The sequence below is a fragment of the Candidatus Methanoperedens sp. BLZ2 genome (assembly GCF_002487355.1).
In the GTDB taxonomy this organism is placed as follows: Archaea; Halobacteriota; Methanosarcinia; order Methanosarcinales; family Methanoperedenaceae; genus Methanoperedens.
In genome coordinates this window covers 16,110-33,345 of the sequence record NZ_NTMG01000019.1, presented here as the reverse complement: position 1 = coordinate 33,345, position 17,236 = coordinate 16,110, and the positions used below count along the sequence as shown (strand labels likewise).

Genomic DNA, 17,236 nt, shown 5'->3' with positions numbered 1-17,236 from the left:
TAATAATTAACAACCAAAATACTTATATAGTATTATGCTTATCATAAGTATGAGCAGGCATATTTTTTATGTCACTCCCACACACACCTATCCAACGCCTGCTCTATCCAATCATAAAATCTTTATGCAATCACTTTTATTGAAGCCTGTATGGCGTTAACTTATGCAAAAGCAGGCGTTGATATCGATACGGAAAACCGGGCAATAGCTGCCCTTGCAAAACATCTTACCTATAAACGCAAAGGCATTGGCGCCCCAATAACAGATGTTGGCCACTATGCAGGTCTTATCGATTTTGGGGAACATGCTCTTGCGCTGACTACAGACGGTGTGGGTTCAAAGGTCCTGATCGCAAATGAAATGAAAAGATGGAACACAATTGGGATTGACTGCATTGCCATGAATGTGAACGACCTTCTGGCCATGGGGATAGAGCCTCTTGCATTTGTGGATTATATCGCCATACATGAACCCAGTCCGGAGATCATGGGACAAATCGGGGAAGGACTTGCAAAAGGCGCCGGGATATCAAGGATGACCATCGTAGGAGGGGAAACTGCGACCCTGCCGGACATTATTAATGGTTTTGACCTGGCAGGAACATGTCTGGGGATGGTCAAAAAAGACAGGGTGATCACAGGAGAGAAAATCGAAACAGGTGATGCCATTGTCGGGATACCATCAAGTGGCGTGCACAGTAATGGATATTCTCTTGTACGAAGGATCATAAAAGAGGCAGGCCATTCATATCATGACCCGTTTCCATACAATGAAGAGACGACCATAGGGGATGAATTACTGGTGCCTACCAGGATCTACATGGAAATACTGGATGCAGCAAAAGAGTTCGATATTCACGGTCTTGCCCATATTACAGGAAGCGGGCTTATGAAACTTCATCGTATCACAAAATACGGATTTGACATCAATGACCCATTGGAACCCCAGCCGATATTCAGGTTCTTGCAGGAAGAAGGAAAAGTGGAAGACCTTGAAATGTATAAAACATTCAACATGGGTATGGGTTTTGTTGTTGTAATTCCCAGAAAAAATGCAAAAAATGTGGCAAAGATGTTAGGTGGAAAGGTAGTAGGGGAAATTGTGGATGAAGGGATATATGTGAAAGGGTTAGAAATTAAATGAAGTTCACGAATTTCCTGATAATATTGTGCATATTTTTAAGCCTTTATTATTGGGGCTCAACAGAGAATCTTGCATTCAGTGAATATGCCCTTTTTCATGGAGCATTTTATACTTTATTGACCGGGCTTTTTGTTCATGCAAATCTTATCCATCTTTCCGGGAACATGATTTTCCTTTATGTTTTCGGGAACAGCCTTGAGGATGAAGTAGGAGCCTTCAATACTGCCCTTGTTTTTTTTACAGGAGGCATATTATCTTTCATAGTCAGTATACCATTTTATCCCGGAGCGAACATGCTGGGGGCATCTGCCGCCATATTTTCAGTGATGGCCGCACTTTTGCTTGTCCGGCACCCTGGATATTCATTCCAATTTCTTTCGCCAATCGGGCCACTTGCGCTTTTGTATTTTATATTTAATATAATGGCTGTTAAAAATGCTACGGGCGGGAATGTTGCGTATTTTTCACACATATTCGGGTTTATTATAGGAATGTTTTTCGGAGCAAAATGGAACCAGAAGTGGAAGGAGAGCCTGTTTCTTACTTTTACATTGTTAATCGTTTATTTCATAGTATATATTTATTTGAGTAAATGGATTTAAGGGATACGATTGATTTAAATTTGATAAATAAAGATTTGATAAATAAAGAAAAGATTAAAATAAAAATAATATGTAATAGGATTAATCTTGAAAAATAGCCAGATTAAGAAAAGGACCAAATTATGAGAATTTCAGTGATAGGTACAGGTTATGTCGGAACTGTAAGCGCAGCATGTTTTGCGCAACTTGGGCATGAAGTTATTTGTGTGGATATTGATAAATCAAAAATTGATATGATAAATGCAGGTATTCCTCCTATATATGAAGAAGGGCTGGCCGAACTTCTGGAAAAGCATGCCGGGAAAAAATTGAGCGGGACTTCTGATTACAGGTATGCGGTAATGAATTCCGATGTTTCATTCATATGTGTGGGGACACCATCGGGTCCATCAGGAAATATCGAACTTGGTATCGTTAAAGCGGCAAGTGCGAGCCTTGGCGATGCGCTAAAGGATAAAAAAGATTATCATGTTATCGTCGTAAAAAGCACAGTAGTGCCTGAGACAACAGAAAAAGTGGTATTGCCAATAATTGAAAAATATTCAAAGAAACGTTCCGGGGATTTCGGTATAGCCATGAACCCTGAATTTCTCAGGGAAGGAAAAGCAATTTATGACTTCATGCATCCTGATAAAATAGTCATCGGATCACTGGATAAAAAAGCAGGCGATCTCGTAGCATCCCTTTACAGCGGTCTTGATTGCGAGATAACAAGGACGAATCCGAGAACCGCTGAAATGATCAAATATGTTAATAATGCATTCCTGGCAACGAAAATATCCTTTTCAAATGAAATAGGAAACATTTGTAAACAACTGGACATCAATACCTACGAAGTAATGAAAGCTGTAGGAAAGGATTTCAGGATCGGGCCGCATTTCCTTAACTCTGGCGCGGGTTTTGGGGGTTCATGCTTCCCGAAAGATGTAAAAGCGCTTATCGGGAAGGCAAAATCCATAGGATATGAACCTTTGATTCTTGAATCGGTTATCAAGGTGAACGAAAAGCAGCCCGGACGGATGGTGCTATTGCTTAAGAAAGAACTTGGGGATCTTAAATGCAAAAAAATTGCGGTCCTGGGATTGGCTTTCAAGAATGATACCGATGATATAAGGGAATCAAGAGCAATACCGGTGATAAATGAGCTTCTTGATAATGGCGCAGAAGTTAGCGCTTATGACCCGATGGCAAACGAGAATATGAGCCGGATTTTCGGGAATATTAAGTATAATTCAAGCGCTGCTGATGCCCTGAAAGAAGCAGATGCTTGCCTTGTAATGACAGAATGGGATGAGTTCAAAAAGCTTAATAAGGAATTTGACATGATGGAAAACAAACTTATTATCGATGGACGCCATATGCTTACCCCGCGAAAAGATACTAAATATGTAGGACTTTGCTGGTAAAATGAAGAAACTGATGACAAATAAAATCAAAGTTATTATTCCTGCGGCAGGAGCGGGAAAAAGACTTTTTCCCCATACTTACACAAAACCAAAGCCGATGGTGTATATTGCGGGGAAACCCATCATCGGCCATATACTTGACAGGATGAAGGATGTCAAACCTGATGAAGTAATAATTATTGTAGGTTACAAGAAAGAACAGATCATATCTTATGTAGATGCAAATTATTCAAATCAATTCAATATATGTTATATTGACCAGGATGAGCAGTTAGGTCTTGCTCATTCTATTTATGTGGCAAGGGAAGAAATTGGCGATTCTGATATAATGATCGCTCTTGGCGATATGATATTCAAGGCAGGATATATTGAATTTTATAATCATCACATGAAAAACGGTAATACATCAGGCTCAATCGGAGTACGGGAAGTAGAAGATCCCACAAAATACGGAATAGTTGAACTTGACGGACATTGCATTAAAAGCATGGAAGAAAAGCCGGCTCATCCGAAATCCAATCTTGGCATAGCAGGTATATATTTTATTAAAGAGATCAGAATTCTTATAGCTATCATAGAAGAAATGATAATGAAAGATACCAGGACGCGGGGTGAATACCAGCTCACAGATGCATTACAGGAAATGATAATAAGGGGTTACCGTCTCAAGACATTCCCTGTATCAAGCTGGTACGATTGCGGGCATTCTGAATCTCTCCTGGAAACAAACCGTGTGCTGCTTGATGAAAAAGAGAATATAGATCATATACATCAAATAAAAGATTCCGTGGTTATTCAACCTGTCGCAATCGGGGATAATGTTACGATCATTAATTCGGTTGTTGGGCCGCATGCTTCTATTGCAAGTGATTCTTATATTGAGAACAGCATAATCTCAGATAGCGTTATAGGTTCGCGCTCTCATATATCAAAAGTTAATCTTCAGAGGTCTATAGTAGGAGATGACGCCAGCGTACACGGTAAGCATAATTCCCTTAATATAGGTGATTCATCATCAATTGAATTCTAAAGTTTGAAGAGTAATCTTTGAGGTACAGATGAAAGCATTAATTACAGGCGGGGCAGGATTTATCGGGTCGCATCTATGCGATCTTTTGCTTGCAAAAGGACATGAAGTTATTTGTGTGGATAACCTTGTCACAGGAAATAAAAATAACATTATTCATATTGAAAATGAAAAATTCTCATTTATTGAACATAATGTCACAAAACCTCTTTATCTTGAAGAAAAGATCGATTATATATTTCATCTTGCAAGTCCGGCCAGTCCCATAGATTACCTGGAGCTGCCGATCCAGACACTCAAAGTTGGCGCTCTTGGAACTCATAACATGCTGGGTCTTGCCAGGGAGAAAAATGCGAGGTTTTTACTGGCTTCAACATCCGAGGTTTACGGTGACCCTCTTGTGAATCCGCAATCTGAGGAATATTGGGGGAATGTAAACCCTATAGGCCCGCGCGGAGTTTATGATGAGGCAAAAAGATTTGCTGAAGCCATTACTATGGCATATCACAGGTATCATGGGACGCAAACGCGGATAGTACGCATTTTCAATACATATGGCCCACGCATGCGTTTAAATGACGGCCGGGTAGTGCCAAACTTCATCGGGCAGGCTCTCAATGGAGAGGACATCACCGTATACGGGGACGGCTCCCAGACCAGAAGCTTTTGCTATGTAAGCGATGAAATTGAGGGAATATATCGCCTGATGATGTCAGATTATACCAATCCTATGAATGTCGGGAACCCGGAAGAGCATACTATACTTGAGTTTGCAAAATATATAATAAAGTTAACCGGGACAGATTCAAAGATCATTTTCAAGGAATTGCCAGAGGATGATCCGAAACAAAGAAGGCCCAATATCACAAAAGCAAGAAAAATCCTGAAGTGGGAACCAAAAGTTTCTCTTGAGCAAGGATTAAGAAATACGATACAATACTTTAAGGGTGTTCTGGATTCGGGAAAGTAAAAATTGTAAAACTTTCGAATTCAGGCGGGTTATGGATTAATCAACGGTAAATAATCTCCGCCGTATGTGATGTTTCCAGAGCTATTATAGGGGATCAAAGTATCTCCCAGACCATCCCCATCAGTATCATGACCTGCATAGTCTGACCAGTGATTCCCACCAAGATAGGGTCCACCGATAATATTCGTGCCTGCCTGTTTTGGAATATTCCAATAATTATTTTCATTAGCCCAGGCATTATGTACATTGTTGAAGTTGTTATCGTAGATGGTATTATTTCTGGAATATTGCAGAATCATGCCATAAATCAGGTTCGAGTTGACAGTGTTGCTGCTCAGTATGTTGTTGCTGGATTGCGTTAGATCGATACCATTGCCGTTGTTCGAGGCGTTGTTGGCAATAAGCCTGTTATTGCTCGAAGATATAAGAATGATGCCAAAGCCTGCATAGTAGGGGAAGATGCTGCCGTTCACGGCATTATTGTTGACCAGCGTATTGTTTCTGGAATATCCCACATAGATGCCGATGCTGTTGTTCGTAGCGTGATTGTTCCTGATAATATTGTTACTTGAAGAAACTCTTATTCCCGCGTTTGTCCAGAATATCGACGCTGTGCTGTTCCTCACAATAAACCCTTCAAGCTCGTTCCATCCATTGCTTAGAGGAGTAAGGAATATGGCGCTCCCGTTTCTCCGGGCATCTACCACTGGCTGCCCTCCACCGTTATCAATACCCCGCAGAATAAGCTGCTTATTAACAAAAACATTCTCGTAATATGTGCCGCTATAAACGAGAATGGTATCTCTTGAACTCGCATTATTTATCGCATCCTGAATCTTCATAAAATCAGCGCTGCCGCTGTCGTCTACGGTCCATGTTTTTCCACTCACACTGCCTGCAAGCAATAGGGCCACCAGCGCAGTTATTCCAGCTATTCTATAGACATAGCTTCTGCAAGCTTTTAAAACCATATATAATCACTCAACCTATCCTATCATGTGTAAGCTGATAAAATTAATTGATTGTGCCTAATTTGGTTGATCTTCAAAAGATTTTATCCAGGATCACATGCAGGGTATTAGCTAATATTATTCCTATTAAGAATATAATCACATAAATATATGAAAAAGTAAATTCCTGTGGAAGCGATTTGAATATGAGATAATAAAATCCCAGGATTATTACGCTGATATACAATATCCTCACGATCGCCCCATAAAAAATATTATGTGAACTTTGCCTGTGCTTGAATAACCATTTGTAGGGAAGCATAAGGATTTTTAGCCTCCCCCATCGCTTATACGCTGCGCTATCGACATCAAGGTCAGGAGTTACAAATTCAGTGCCAATGTAAAATCCCAGGCATATCGCAAACAACATCCCCGGACTGAAACTAAAGATATTTTCAAAATAAAGGATAAGGGCAATAACAATAAAAACAATGTAATTGAATATCCTGTGTTTATTATATCCCGGCATTACTTTGAATTCAGGTCAATAGCTACATCTTTTGCAAAATATGTCAATATCATGTCTGCGCCTGCCCGCTTTATCGATATCAGTGATTCATATATAGCCCTTTTTTCATCGATCCAGCCATTCTGTGCTGCCGCTTTTATCATCGAATATTCGCCGCTGACATGGTATGCAGCAGTTGGCATCTTGAATTTTTTCTTTACCCTGTAAATGATGTCAAGATAAGTCATCGCAGGTTTGACCATAATTATGTCTGCGCCTTCTTCGATATCAAGTGCAACTTCGCGAAGCGCCTCATCGGAATTACCGGGGTCCATCTGGTATGAAGCCCTGTCGCCAAAAGAAAAGCCCGAGCTTGCAGCTTCACGGAACGGGCCATAGAAAACTGAGCAATATTTTGCAGCATAGGACATAATTGGAACGTCCTTGAAATTATTCTCATCAAGCGCGCTGCGGATCGCTCCCACCATGCCGTCCATCATTCCCGAAGGCGCAACGATATCTGCGCCAGCCCTGGCATGGCTTACTGCTGTCTTTCCCAGGATATCAAGCGTGGGGTCGTTGAGTATTTCATGTTTCTCGTTTACCATGCCGCAATGGCCGTGGGATGTGTATTCGCAAAGGCAAAGATCAGTGATCACGATAAGGTCATCTCCCACCTTCTTTTTGATAGCTCTCACAGCTTTCTGGACAACATCATCGTCACCATATGCGTGGGTTCCTGTTTCGTCTTTTTCAGCCGGGATACCAAAAATAATTATTGCGGGGATACCGAGCTTTGAAATACTTGCGGCTTCATCGGCAGCAGTTTTAAGAGACTGCCGAAAAACGCCTGGCATTGAATTAATTTCAAGAGGTTTTGATATTGTTTCATCGACAAATATGGGACATATCAAATCCCTGACATCAAGAGTCGCTTCACGGACCATGGGCCTGAATTTTGATGAGCGCAATCTTCTCATGCGCATCGTGGGGAACATACGTGTTATAATTGGATGGGAAGTACTTAATTATTACCGATTCGGTTTGTTTATTTGACAAACATTTATTCGGAGTTAATCGATTTCAAAAAACCTCTCTCGGCTCAATCCCAGCCCGCGCCTGCGTGTATAGATGAGGGCGCTGCACATGTCAGGAAGGGCGCATGGGAATTGCGGAAAGGGGGCGGGATAATAAGCATGGTTAATTTAACTTATTAGGCCGTTTGGAGCGAACCGGATTAAAACAATGCAACTATGGGATCTCATACTTACGAAACAATGCTTAAATATAGATTAAGGTAATAATGACTATTAAATGAGCAGTGAAATTGAAGCTTTTACAGAACATAAAGCACACTGGGTAACCATTTCCAGTGATGAATATGAATCTATGAAATCTACTCTGGAAGTTCTTTCGGATTCCGAACTCATCGACCAGATCAAAGAGAGTAGAGAGGATTACAATTCTGGTAAATTCAAGAAGCTCCGTGATTTAATGAAAGAATAGCTCCTCAAGCCATTTCATCTTTATGCTTGAATCCAACAATAATGATCATCTTTTCATTTTCATTTATTTCAAAAAGCACGCGCCATCTTTTTTCAAAATAGATTTCCCAGATGCCGGCGAGAGGGACGCGCAATGGTTTAGCGTATGATTGTGGGGCGTTTTCGAGTTTCAGTAATTTTGTATACAACCGCTTTTTTAGGTGATTATCGCACTTCTTATCGATTATCCTTTGAATCTTCTCAGGGATAATGATCTCATAAGGCATGTTTCCTACATTGTTTCAGGATATATTTAATCAATCCCAGCCCGCGCCTTCGCGTGCAGATGAAGGCGCCGATGCAGATCAAGGAGGGCGCATGGGGATTGAGGGAAGGGGAGTGAACTGGAGGGCAGGGTGAGCAGAGACTTTAATTACTTAATTAACATATTTTTATTATTGTGGCATAGGCCGAAGCCTATAAGAATTATCCAGTCACTCTAAAAAAATATAAGTATGACTGAATACTTATAAATCTATTAAAAAGTAATGCTGAGGAGAATTTGAGCAAAGATCTTAATGAATTTTTAACTAGAAAACAAAGGATCGATGTCATACTCAAAGAGCAAGGATGGATCGTAGGAGATAGGGGGAAAATAATTGTAGAGGTCGATACAAAACAATCGGATTTTCGCGCACAGAACTATAAAACAGTCTCTGAGACCATGAAAAACGACATGGAGAGTAAATATGTCGATTATCTGCTTCTTGACAGGTTCGGTGCACCCATAGCTATCATTGAAGCAAAACGTACATCAAGAGACCCGATTCTCGCAGCACAAAAACAGGCACAAGAGTATGCGAATGATATTAAAGCGCAGACTGGAAGGGATGTTTTCATCTTCTTATCAAATGGATACGAGATATGGTTCTGGGACAGGGATCATTATGGGCCAAGACAGGTTAAAGGATTTTTTTCACAGAGTGATCTTGAGAGGCTAAAATTCCAGGGTATAGAAAGAAAAAAAATTGACTGATTTTGCGATTGATAGGAGAATTATTGACCGCTCTAAAAGTACCGAATCCGCAAAAAGGGTTCTGGAACATATTCAGAAAGGAAACCGCAAAGCGCTTATCGTAATGGCAACCGGGACAGGAAAGACAAGAGTTGCTATGGCGATAATCGATGTGCTTTTAAAAGCGAACTGGGCGCAGAAGATACTTTTCCTGGCTGATAGAAGGGCGCTTCGAAAACAGGCGTGCGATGATGGATTTAAGCGATTTTTCCCTGAAGAAGCAAAATCCATGATCCACTCCGGTGTTTTTAACAGGAATTCGAGGCTTTATGCATCAACGATCCAGACATTTATGGAGATCTACAATCAAAAGGATAGTTCAGGAAAATATATGATATCGCCTGGGGAATTTGATGTTATTATCTCTGATGAAGCTCACCGTTCCATATACAACAAATGGAAAGATGTATTCACGTATCTTGACGGGATACAAATTGGTCTTACTGCAACACCTGCTGATTTTATCGAAAGGGATACCTTCAGGTTCTTTGGTTGTGAAAATAAAGTTGCGACAGCGCTTTATGATTATGAGGAAGCTGTAAGGGATGGCGTGCTTTGTGATTTCAGAAAGAACATATCAGGCGCCCGGACTCATTTCCAGATCGAAGGTATAAAAACACCGGATCTGCCTGTTGGTGAGATAAACAGGTTATCCGGAGAGGGTATTGATCCGTATGAGATCAATTTTGAAGGGACTGACCTTGAGAAAAAAGTGGCTGTAAAAGGAACAAGTGAAGCTATTGCCAGGGAATTCATGGATAATTGCCTTGTTGACCAATCGGGAAATCTTCCTGCAAAAACAATTGTATTTGCTATTTCAAAAATGCATGCAAAGAGACTGTGGGAAGCATTTGAGAGATTATATCCAGAACATAAAGGCCGTCTTACCCGTGTGATAGTATCGGAAGACCCAAGGGCTCAGGCTTCGATCAAAGAGTTTAAAGAAGAATCGCTGCCAAGAGTTGCGATTTCTGTGGATATGCTGGACACCGGCATTGATGTCCCGGAGGTATGTAATCTTGTTTTTGCCAAGCCTGTTTTTTCAAGGATCAAGTTCTGGCAGATGCTTGGAAGAGGCACACGGTCTGATGATGCCTGCAGGCATAAGGATTGGCTACCGGATGGGAAAAAAGTTTACTTCAAGGTATTTGATTTCTGGGATAATTTCGAGTACTGGGATATGCATCCCGAGGGCGATCAGAAAGAATCCGGGGAAGCGATTACGAACAGGATATTCCTTATCAGGCTCAGGCAGCTTGAGCATTGCCTGAATACTGGCGATGTGGAGAAAGCGGAAGGTATTAAAAAGAAACTCCTTGAAGATATTGCATCGCTGCCAAAGGATTCGGTGAGCGTTCGGGAGAGCCTGAGGGATGTAGAGAAAGCACTTTCCCCGAAACTCTGGGATAATGTGGGACTTGACCCTGTTGAATTCCTGAAGAAGAAAATCACTCCGCTTATGAGATTCAAGCAGGACGTGAACCTGAATGAGGCTTTTTTTACCCTTAAATGCGAAAAACTGGGTGTGGCAATCCTGCATGGGAACAGGGAAGAGGTGGAACGGTTAAAACCAATGATAGGGGAGATGGTGGACTGCCTGCCTGAAGAGCTGAATGTAATCAAACCAAAGCTTGCATTTAAAGAAAAAGTGCTTTCAAACAGGTTCTGGGAGAACATTTCTTTTGGGGATTCGCAGATGCTGATATCGGAACTTGCAAAACTGATGAAATATATGGCGTCAGAGCCTCGAAAGACTATTGTTCTTGACATGGATGATATGATACAGCAGAGGAAACTTATTGAATTCGGACCTGATGCGAAGCAGGAATATGTGAAGGTGTATAAAGAGAAGGTAGAAGACAGGATAAAGAAGCTGGCTGATGAGCATCCTGCTATATTGAAGATCAAGAATGATGAGGCTCTGACCGAGTCTGATCTTCACGACCTTGAATTGACGCTTAATAATCCTGAATTGTATATTACTGAGGATGTATTGCAGAAGGTTTATGCTCAAAATAAAGGCACGCTGGTGCAGTTCGTCAAGAATATCCTGGGATTATATAAATTCCCTGACCCGGCTGTGAGGATCAAGGATGCCTTCGATACCTATATAATCGAGAATAGCAGGCACTACAACGCCGACCAGCTTAATTTTATCAGAACTGTGTAGACGGTCTTTTCGAAGAAAAAACACATAGAGTATTCAGAGCTATATGATGCGCCGTTCACGAATTTTGGTATTAATGCGCCAATGCCTATGTTCACCGAGAATGAATTGAATGATTTTATTAACATCTGCGGTGTATTAGAGAAGGAAATATTCGCGGAGGCTTGAGGATTATATCAAAACCAATTACTGATATAAATAAGAGTAAGAGCAATTTACCGGGAGAAGATATTGAAACCAAAGAAGAAATTGGCCCCCACCGAAGGGGAAGAGGTTATTATAGAAATACGAAAATCTAAAGTGGACACGCTTGCGGGTCTTCTGGGAGATATTGACATTGATTCAGTCGAATTACAACACAGATTAAAAGAAGTATGGTCAAAGAAAAGTTTATCATATTGACATGAATGTTGAGCGGCGCACGCTGCCGGAGGAAGAGAAACATTATTGATACAGATACAAAATAATACTTTCACACCGCTTGGCAATAATATATATTATCTTAAATCAGATATTAAACCGTGTTTGAAAATAAATATGAAATATAAAAAAATATTGGATATAAAATGAATATCACGAAAATCGAATGGACTGACTATAGCTGGAATCCGATAACAGGCTGTAATAATGGATGTCTATATTGTTATGCAAAAAAGATGGCAACTCGCCTTAAAGGACGCTCTGGATATGATAAAGAAGCTCCTTTTAAACCCACTTTCCATCCACAAAGATTGGGACAGCCTCTTACAAAAACAAAACAGTCAATGATATTTACATGTTCGATGGGGGATTTTTTTGATATTGAGGTAAAAAGCAGCTGGCGTGAAGATATTTACAATGTTATGGATAAGGCAAAATGGCATGCTTATCAGATTTTGACAAAGCAAAAAATAATTGAGCCAGAATTTAGAGACAAATTTCCAAAAAATGTGTGGCTTGGAGTTTCGATTGATGGAACATCGAGATATTGGGAAGAGCCGCTTGAGACACTCAAAAAATCATCCGCAATAATGAAATTCATTTCATTTGAACCTTTATTGGGAAATTTTTTGCCAGATGACCTCACTGGCATTGATTGGGCTATAATTGGCGCACAATCGGGCGTTGGCGCTAAAAGCGTAGACCAAAAAATAGTAAAAAGAGTTGTTGATTTGATATCCTCTTATGACATACCGCTCTTTGTCAAGCCCAATATTCGAGGGCAAATCCCAAAAAACCCGGGTTCAGAATGGGTTTTAAGAGAAGAATTCCCCCAGTCATTTTATAGAGCAAGAAAAATTATTGAGGCTTAGTAAATGGGCCAAATAATAGATCAAGAAGGCAGGGTATGTGAACAAACAAAATGGCATTCGAGACAAAAACATGCCTTTTTGGAAGCGTACCTGGATATCTGGTCTAACCAGGTTGGAAAGGATGGAAAATCGAAACTGCCCACTTTAGATATATTTGATTTATATGCTTCATCTGGATTGTGCTATTGTCCAGAAGAGAAAAATACTTGGAAGGGGTCCTCTTTGCTAGCTGCTGAATGTCTTAAGAAATATCAAAGTGGTAGATTATTATTTTTGAATACATTTGGCCAGGATCAGGAAGAAACAACATCTCAAAAATTAGCTCTGGAAACAAGTTTAATCAATTTACAATTGCCCAAAAGAATCAACTATTTGATCAAGACTCTTCCAATTGATTTCGCAGTAGATGAAGCAATAAAAAATGTAAATCCCAACTTTCCAAACCTGTGGATTCTTGATCCATACAAACCCCAAGATCTTCCTTGGAGTATTGTAGAAAAAATATGTAAATTGGAAGGCTCTTATAAAAAAGGAAAGTATACTGAGATTAGAAGACCGGAATTATTTATCAATTTAATGACCAGCACCTTGCAAAGGGAGACCGGTATCGATTATTTAAAAGATGATTGGGTGGGTATTTCTTTGGGTATGAAAAAAGAGGAATGGGAATCCAAAATGAAAAACTATATTGGAATGGGGAAAAACACACGAGAAGCTTTAATTCTTCTGTATGCTGAAAAAATATCAAAATTCTATAAAAAACCGCCAATAATCTTGGAAGTTCCTTCAAACGATGGAGCTATTGTTTACACTATATTCTTATGTACTGATCATAAGGCCGGTTACTATGTCATGAAGCTGCAAAAGCTCCCACAATATCAAAAATGGAGAAAGATAGAATGGGAAAATAGTGCTGAAACTATTTCGGCTAAAACCAAAATTCAAAACAAAGCTGAAAAGTCAGGACATAAACAATTATTCTGGGAATAAAAGAGGAAATGTATAATGAATGGATTATCTGAGATGTGGGGGTTGCCTGTTTTCATTAAGAAAAACGAACCGCAGATAAACGCAGATGAACGCAGATTTAATAATCGGGTCTCATCGTTCGTCCACGCCTTAAAATCAGTCTTTGCGCCCTCTGCGTACTTTGCGGTGAGATTAAAATATGCACCGCAAAGAGCGCGAAGAACGCAAAAGAAGGAGCAATAAATGGAGGCTCATGAGCGGCGCACGCTACCGGAGGGGTGGGAATGGAAGAAGCTGGGGGAAATTGTAGCAATTGGTTCAGGAGGAACACCGAGCAGAGGAAAGAAAGAATATTGGGAAGCGGGGACTATTCCATGGGTCAAAATATCAGATATTTCTGACAAATATATCTCAGAAACCTCTGAGAAAATTACAAATGAAGGTCTTGAAAATTCATCTGCAAAGATATTTCCAAAAGGAACCATTCTTATCTCAATTTTTGCGACTCTCGGGGATGTTGGAATATTGAAAATAGATGCAGCATGCAATCAAGCATTAGCTGGCATACAAATGACTAATAACAATTTAAATCCTGATTTTCTCTATTATTATTTAAAAATGCTTAAGAGCTATTTTGAGAGCATAGGCAGAGGAGTAGCACAAAATAATATCAATCTAACAATTTTGAAAAGTACCAAAATCCCCCTCCCCCCTCTCCCAACCCAGCGCCGCATCGTGTCGATCCTTGAAAAAGCCGAGGAAACAAAGAAGCTCAGGGCGCAGGCGGATGAGCTTACGGACAGGCTGCTGCAAAGCGTTTTTCGGGAGATGTTCGGGGTCCTTGGAATTAATGCAAAAGGATGGGATAAAAAAGCACTTGGAGAATGTCTTGAGATACCATTAAATTCAGGTTTGTCTCCCATATGTACAGATGAAACTAGGGGATTTCCAGTCTTATCGTTGGCAAATTTAAGAGATAATGGACTTTCTAATGTGATTACTAAATATTACCAGGGGGATAAACCTTCTAAAGGCATTGATTTAGAAATAGGAGATATTTTGATTTCAAGGTCTAATACAAGAGAATTAGTCGGAAGAGCTGGAATGTATAAAGGAGTTCCAGAAAAAGTGATTTATCCAGATTTATTAATCAGAATCCGTGTAAATAGATCAATTTTAAATCCAGTATTTTTTGAAAAATATTTACAAACAAATAGTATAAAAAAAATTCTGCATACTTTGGCACATGGAAGTAGCGGGAGTATGGTGAAAATTTCTCAAGAAAATCTAATGAATTTATCTATAATTACTCCACCTATTTTTCTCCAGCAAAAATTCGCCCGCATTGTTGAGAAAATCGAAGCCACGCGCCAATCCCAGAACCAATCAAAGCAGCAGATAGATGACTTGTTCAGCGCCCTGATGCAGAAGGCGTTCAGGGGGGAATTATAAGACATTGGGAAGGAAATTTTAATCACGTATTCTGTTGTTCTATTCATGGCAATAAGTGCGGATAATCTTCGATAGTCGCCAGACATACCTACCACAGACGAGATTATCATGGCTAATGTTCCAAATAACTTAATAAACCAGTAATCATATTTTATATTTAAATATATGTCAGAAGCCATACGTTTTACACCACCGCCTCATATTGCGAAGGAATTAGATGTAATCGATGAACTTGGATTGTACAAAGACAAGAAAGACTTCATACTTGACGCAATAAATACAATGCTTTCTGCGAACAGGAATTTGCGAATTGCAATAGCCTGCAAACTATATGAAAAAGAAGAGATTTCACTTGGAAAAGCCGCAGAGATCGTTGATACAAGTATTGAAGAGATGAAAAAAATCCTATCTGATCACGGGATAAAACGTAAGGCTGGCGCATCAATTCCAAAAACAAAAGGTCGTACAAAGGCTGTGCTCAAAATACTTCGGGGCAATTAATGCAAACTGTCGTTGATACCGACTTTTTAAGTGCTTTTTTCAAGATCAATCGTGTTGAACTTATTTACAAAGCTCTGGAAACAGATAAATTATGCGTCACTCAAGCTGTTTTTGAAGAACTCACAAAAGCTCCGTTTTTCAATCGTTTAGCTGAACTTATGGAAAAAATTGAGCTCATTAGTATAGATAATTTACATAAAAAAGTTCACTCATCAAAATTGGGAAAAGGAGAACTCGAATCGATTTCATATGCTTTGGAAACGAATTCAGTTATTCTTACAAACGATAAAAAAACGGGTGAATTCGCTGAGGATTTAGGAGTTAAAGTTCTTGACATTGTTTCGTTTTTACTTCTTTGTAAGGAAATAGATTTAATTAGCGTGGACGATATTAAAAACATATTGGCTTCATTAAATAAATATGATTATATGGAATTCAGCCAGGAACAAAGAAGACTACTGTTAAAATGAGGATTTGAAGATGTTTGCTAATCGCTATGCTAAGAGCTATTTAGGATTTAATGGGGCAATTTTTTCGGATATCATTATCCTGTCAAGGACATTTTTTGCATAAGAGTCCACTGAATTGACAAGTTTATTAAGCCTGCTTTTTGCCATAGTTCTCACTTTTTCAGGTAATTCTTCTTCATTCAATCCATCGCCATGAACCATGTCCCTCACAATCCTGTATAACTCATAGAGCTCCTCAAAATTATGATTAAAATACTTTCTGAATTCCATGGAAAGCTCAGGCACATCGCTATGATACAGCCGCTTGATCGAATATGCCTGCCTCAGGCGCAGGATGGCAGAATGAATGACACGGGCTTTAATAAAATCATCAGGTTCATTCTTCAGCATCATTTTAAGATAGTCAAGCTGTCTTATGCAGTCCTTGAGTTCAACCTGAAGAGCGATATCATTCATCTTCTTTCTTACCAGTTTTTCCCTCAATTCGGCTCCGATCAAGGGCACGCTTTCCCTTAGAACTGTCAGCAGATACGATGGGGTCAGATCAAGCTGTTTTTTTAACTGACTCAAAGTAAAAACTTCCACCTGGATATTATGTTCCTTCAGCTCGGACTTTAATTTATCATCTATTTTTTTACCGGTAATAAGCACAAGGTCGTAATCGGAGTCCTCCCTGTGGTCTCCTCTTGCCCTGCTTCCATGAAAATATAGTCCCCTGACTGTATCCATGTAAGGCTTCAATGCGATTTCCACATGCTTTAAAATTGGAAATTTCCTGACAAAATCAGTAAAGGCTGGGTGCATAAGTCTTTCTATCTCAAACCGCCTGCATCGTGTGCAGTACAGTCCTACCTTTTCTATACCCGGCGCCGATCTTCCATGCCTGATATAAGCTGAGACCATCATAGAGCCGCAGCAGCGAGGTCGCCTGAATCTGTAGTTGCCTTTTCTCATTGAAGGTTATTAGGTTTCTATAGAATAAAAGTGTATACACCCTATTATAATAATAGTGTCGCTGCATATGAGTTTATATTTAGTTTATCGGATACCGACGCCAGGTTCCATTTATGGCAGGAAATGCGAGTCATCTTTGATAGCTGCCAAACATTCATCCACAGACAAGCCAGAATAAATTTCAAGCCATTGCCCTGTGTGTCTCATGTACGAGAGATTAAAAAGACCATTCCCTGCATATTCAAGACGTGCAAACTTTGTTTCAA

20 protein-coding genes are annotated in these 17,236 nt (G+C 39.9%); 15 read left to right on the top strand and 5 right to left on the bottom strand.

Annotated features, from left to right (window positions below):
• Window positions 1-150: 150 nt before the first annotated feature.
• From purM to CL181_RS02230, 5 genes are all read left to right on the top strand, one after another.
• Window positions 151-1,143: a phosphoribosylformylglycinamidine cyclo-ligase gene (purM, locus tag CL181_RS02250; protein ID WP_097297620.1), complete on the top strand. Its 993-nt coding sequence runs from the start codon at window positions 151-153 to the stop codon at window positions 1,141-1,143.
• Window positions 1,140-1,745, top strand: a complete 606-nt coding sequence (locus tag CL181_RS02245) for a rhomboid family intramembrane serine protease (protein ID WP_097297619.1) — start codon at window positions 1,140-1,142, stop codon at window positions 1,743-1,745. Before purM ends, CL181_RS02245 begins: the two co-directional genes overlap by 4 nt.
• A gap of 122 nt (window positions 1,746-1,867) precedes the next feature.
• A complete protein-coding gene (locus tag CL181_RS02240) occupies window positions 1,868-3,151 on the top strand; it encodes a UDP-glucose/GDP-mannose dehydrogenase family protein (RefSeq protein ID WP_097297618.1) in 1,284 nt (427 codons plus the stop codon).
• A 13-nt stretch (window positions 3,152-3,164) separates the two neighbouring features.
• Window positions 3,165-4,181, top strand: coding sequence for a sugar phosphate nucleotidyltransferase (locus tag CL181_RS02235; protein ID WP_255251370.1), 1,017 nt, complete (start codon window positions 3,165-3,167; stop codon window positions 4,179-4,181).
• Window positions 4,182-4,209: 28 nt separating this feature from the next.
• A complete protein-coding gene (locus CL181_RS02230) occupies window positions 4,210-5,148 on the top strand; it encodes a UDP-glucuronic acid decarboxylase family protein (RefSeq protein ID WP_097297617.1) in 939 nt (312 codons plus the stop codon).
• Between the two features lie 29 nt (window positions 5,149-5,177).
• On the opposite strand, the gene CL181_RS02225 is transcribed toward CL181_RS02230, so the two are convergent.
• The 3 genes from CL181_RS02225 to hemB form a co-directional block, all read right to left on the bottom strand.
• Window positions 5,178-6,119 (bottom strand): nitrous oxide reductase family maturation protein NosD, encoded by a 942-nt coding sequence (locus tag CL181_RS02225; RefSeq protein ID WP_097297616.1) that lies wholly within the window; start codon window positions 6,117-6,119, stop codon window positions 5,178-5,180.
• A gap of 73 nt (window positions 6,120-6,192) precedes the next feature.
• Entirely contained in the window at window positions 6,193-6,627 is a 435-nt protein-coding gene (locus CL181_RS02220; protein ID WP_097297615.1) for a DUF2227 family putative metal-binding protein, read from the bottom strand.
• Window positions 6,627-7,604, bottom strand: a complete 978-nt coding sequence (gene hemB, locus CL181_RS02215; protein ID WP_097297614.1) for a porphobilinogen synthase — start codon at window positions 7,602-7,604, stop codon at window positions 6,627-6,629. The genes CL181_RS02220 and hemB overlap by 1 nt, the downstream gene beginning before the upstream one ends.
• Window positions 7,605-7,920: 316 nt before the next feature.
• Here hemB and CL181_RS02210 point away from each other — a divergent pair, with 316 nt between their 5' ends.
• The gene (locus CL181_RS02210; protein ID WP_097297613.1) at window positions 7,921-8,112 is read left to right on the top strand and encodes a hypothetical protein; all 192 of its coding nucleotides are present in this window, start codon (window positions 7,921-7,923) and stop codon (window positions 8,110-8,112) included.
• 4 nt (window positions 8,113-8,116) lie between these two features.
• On the opposite strand, the gene CL181_RS02205 is transcribed toward CL181_RS02210, so the two are convergent.
• A complete protein-coding gene (locus CL181_RS02205) occupies window positions 8,117-8,377 on the bottom strand; it encodes a type II toxin-antitoxin system RelE/ParE family toxin (RefSeq protein WP_097297612.1) in 261 nt (86 codons plus the stop codon).
• Window positions 8,378-8,652: 275 nt separating this feature from the next.
• On the opposite strand from CL181_RS02205, the gene CL181_RS21010 reads away from it, so the two are divergent.
• The 9 genes from CL181_RS21010 to CL181_RS02165 all read left to right on the top strand — a co-directional run bounded on the left by CL181_RS21010 (window position 8,653) and on the right by CL181_RS02165 (window position 16,016).
• Window positions 8,653-9,126 (top strand): type I restriction endonuclease, encoded by a 474-nt coding sequence (locus tag CL181_RS21010; RefSeq protein WP_255251369.1) that lies wholly within the window; start codon window positions 8,653-8,655, stop codon window positions 9,124-9,126.
• Window positions 9,119-11,335 carry a DEAD/DEAH box helicase family protein gene (locus tag CL181_RS02200; protein ID WP_255251368.1) on the top strand — a complete coding sequence of 739 codons (2,217 nt, stop codon included), beginning with the start codon at window positions 9,119-9,121 and terminating at the stop codon, window positions 11,333-11,335. Before CL181_RS21010 ends, CL181_RS02200 begins: the two co-directional genes overlap by 8 nt.
• Window positions 11,336-11,530: 195 nt before the next feature.
• Window positions 11,531-11,734 (top strand): antitoxin family protein, encoded by a 204-nt coding sequence (locus tag CL181_RS02195; protein WP_097297611.1) that lies wholly within the window; start codon window positions 11,531-11,533, stop codon window positions 11,732-11,734.
• 164 nt (window positions 11,735-11,898) lie between these two features.
• The gene (locus tag CL181_RS02190) at window positions 11,899-12,624 is read left to right on the top strand and encodes a DUF5131 family protein (RefSeq protein ID WP_097297610.1); all 726 of its coding nucleotides are present in this window, start codon (window positions 11,899-11,901) and stop codon (window positions 12,622-12,624) included.
• A gap of 3 nt (window positions 12,625-12,627) precedes the next feature.
• Window positions 12,628-13,614: a three-Cys-motif partner protein TcmP gene (gene tcmP / locus CL181_RS02185; RefSeq protein ID WP_097297609.1), complete on the top strand. Its 987-nt coding sequence runs from the start codon at window positions 12,628-12,630 to the stop codon at window positions 13,612-13,614.
• A 15-nt stretch (window positions 13,615-13,629) separates the two neighbouring features.
• Window positions 13,630-13,836 (top strand): hypothetical protein, encoded by a 207-nt coding sequence (locus tag CL181_RS02180; RefSeq protein ID WP_097297608.1) that lies wholly within the window; start codon window positions 13,630-13,632, stop codon window positions 13,834-13,836.
• Window positions 13,837-15,045 (top strand): restriction endonuclease subunit S, encoded by a 1,209-nt coding sequence (locus CL181_RS02175; protein ID WP_097297607.1) that lies wholly within the window; start codon window positions 13,837-13,839, stop codon window positions 15,043-15,045.
• A gap of 165 nt (window positions 15,046-15,210) precedes the next feature.
• A complete protein-coding gene (locus CL181_RS02170; protein ID WP_097297606.1) occupies window positions 15,211-15,546 on the top strand; it encodes a UPF0175 family protein in 336 nt (111 codons plus the stop codon).
• Window positions 15,546-16,016 carry a hypothetical protein gene (locus CL181_RS02165; protein ID WP_097297605.1) on the top strand — a complete coding sequence of 157 codons (471 nt, stop codon included), beginning with the start codon at window positions 15,546-15,548 and terminating at the stop codon, window positions 16,014-16,016. Before CL181_RS02170 ends, CL181_RS02165 begins: the two co-directional genes overlap by 1 nt.
• Window positions 16,017-16,052: 36 nt before the next feature.
• Here CL181_RS02165 and CL181_RS02160 read toward each other — a convergent pair whose 3' ends face one another.
• The gene (locus CL181_RS02160; RefSeq protein ID WP_097297604.1) at window positions 16,053-16,970 is read right to left on the bottom strand and encodes a nucleotidyltransferase domain-containing protein; all 918 of its coding nucleotides are present in this window, start codon (window positions 16,968-16,970) and stop codon (window positions 16,053-16,055) included.
• Window positions 16,971-17,236: the final 266 nt, after the last annotated feature.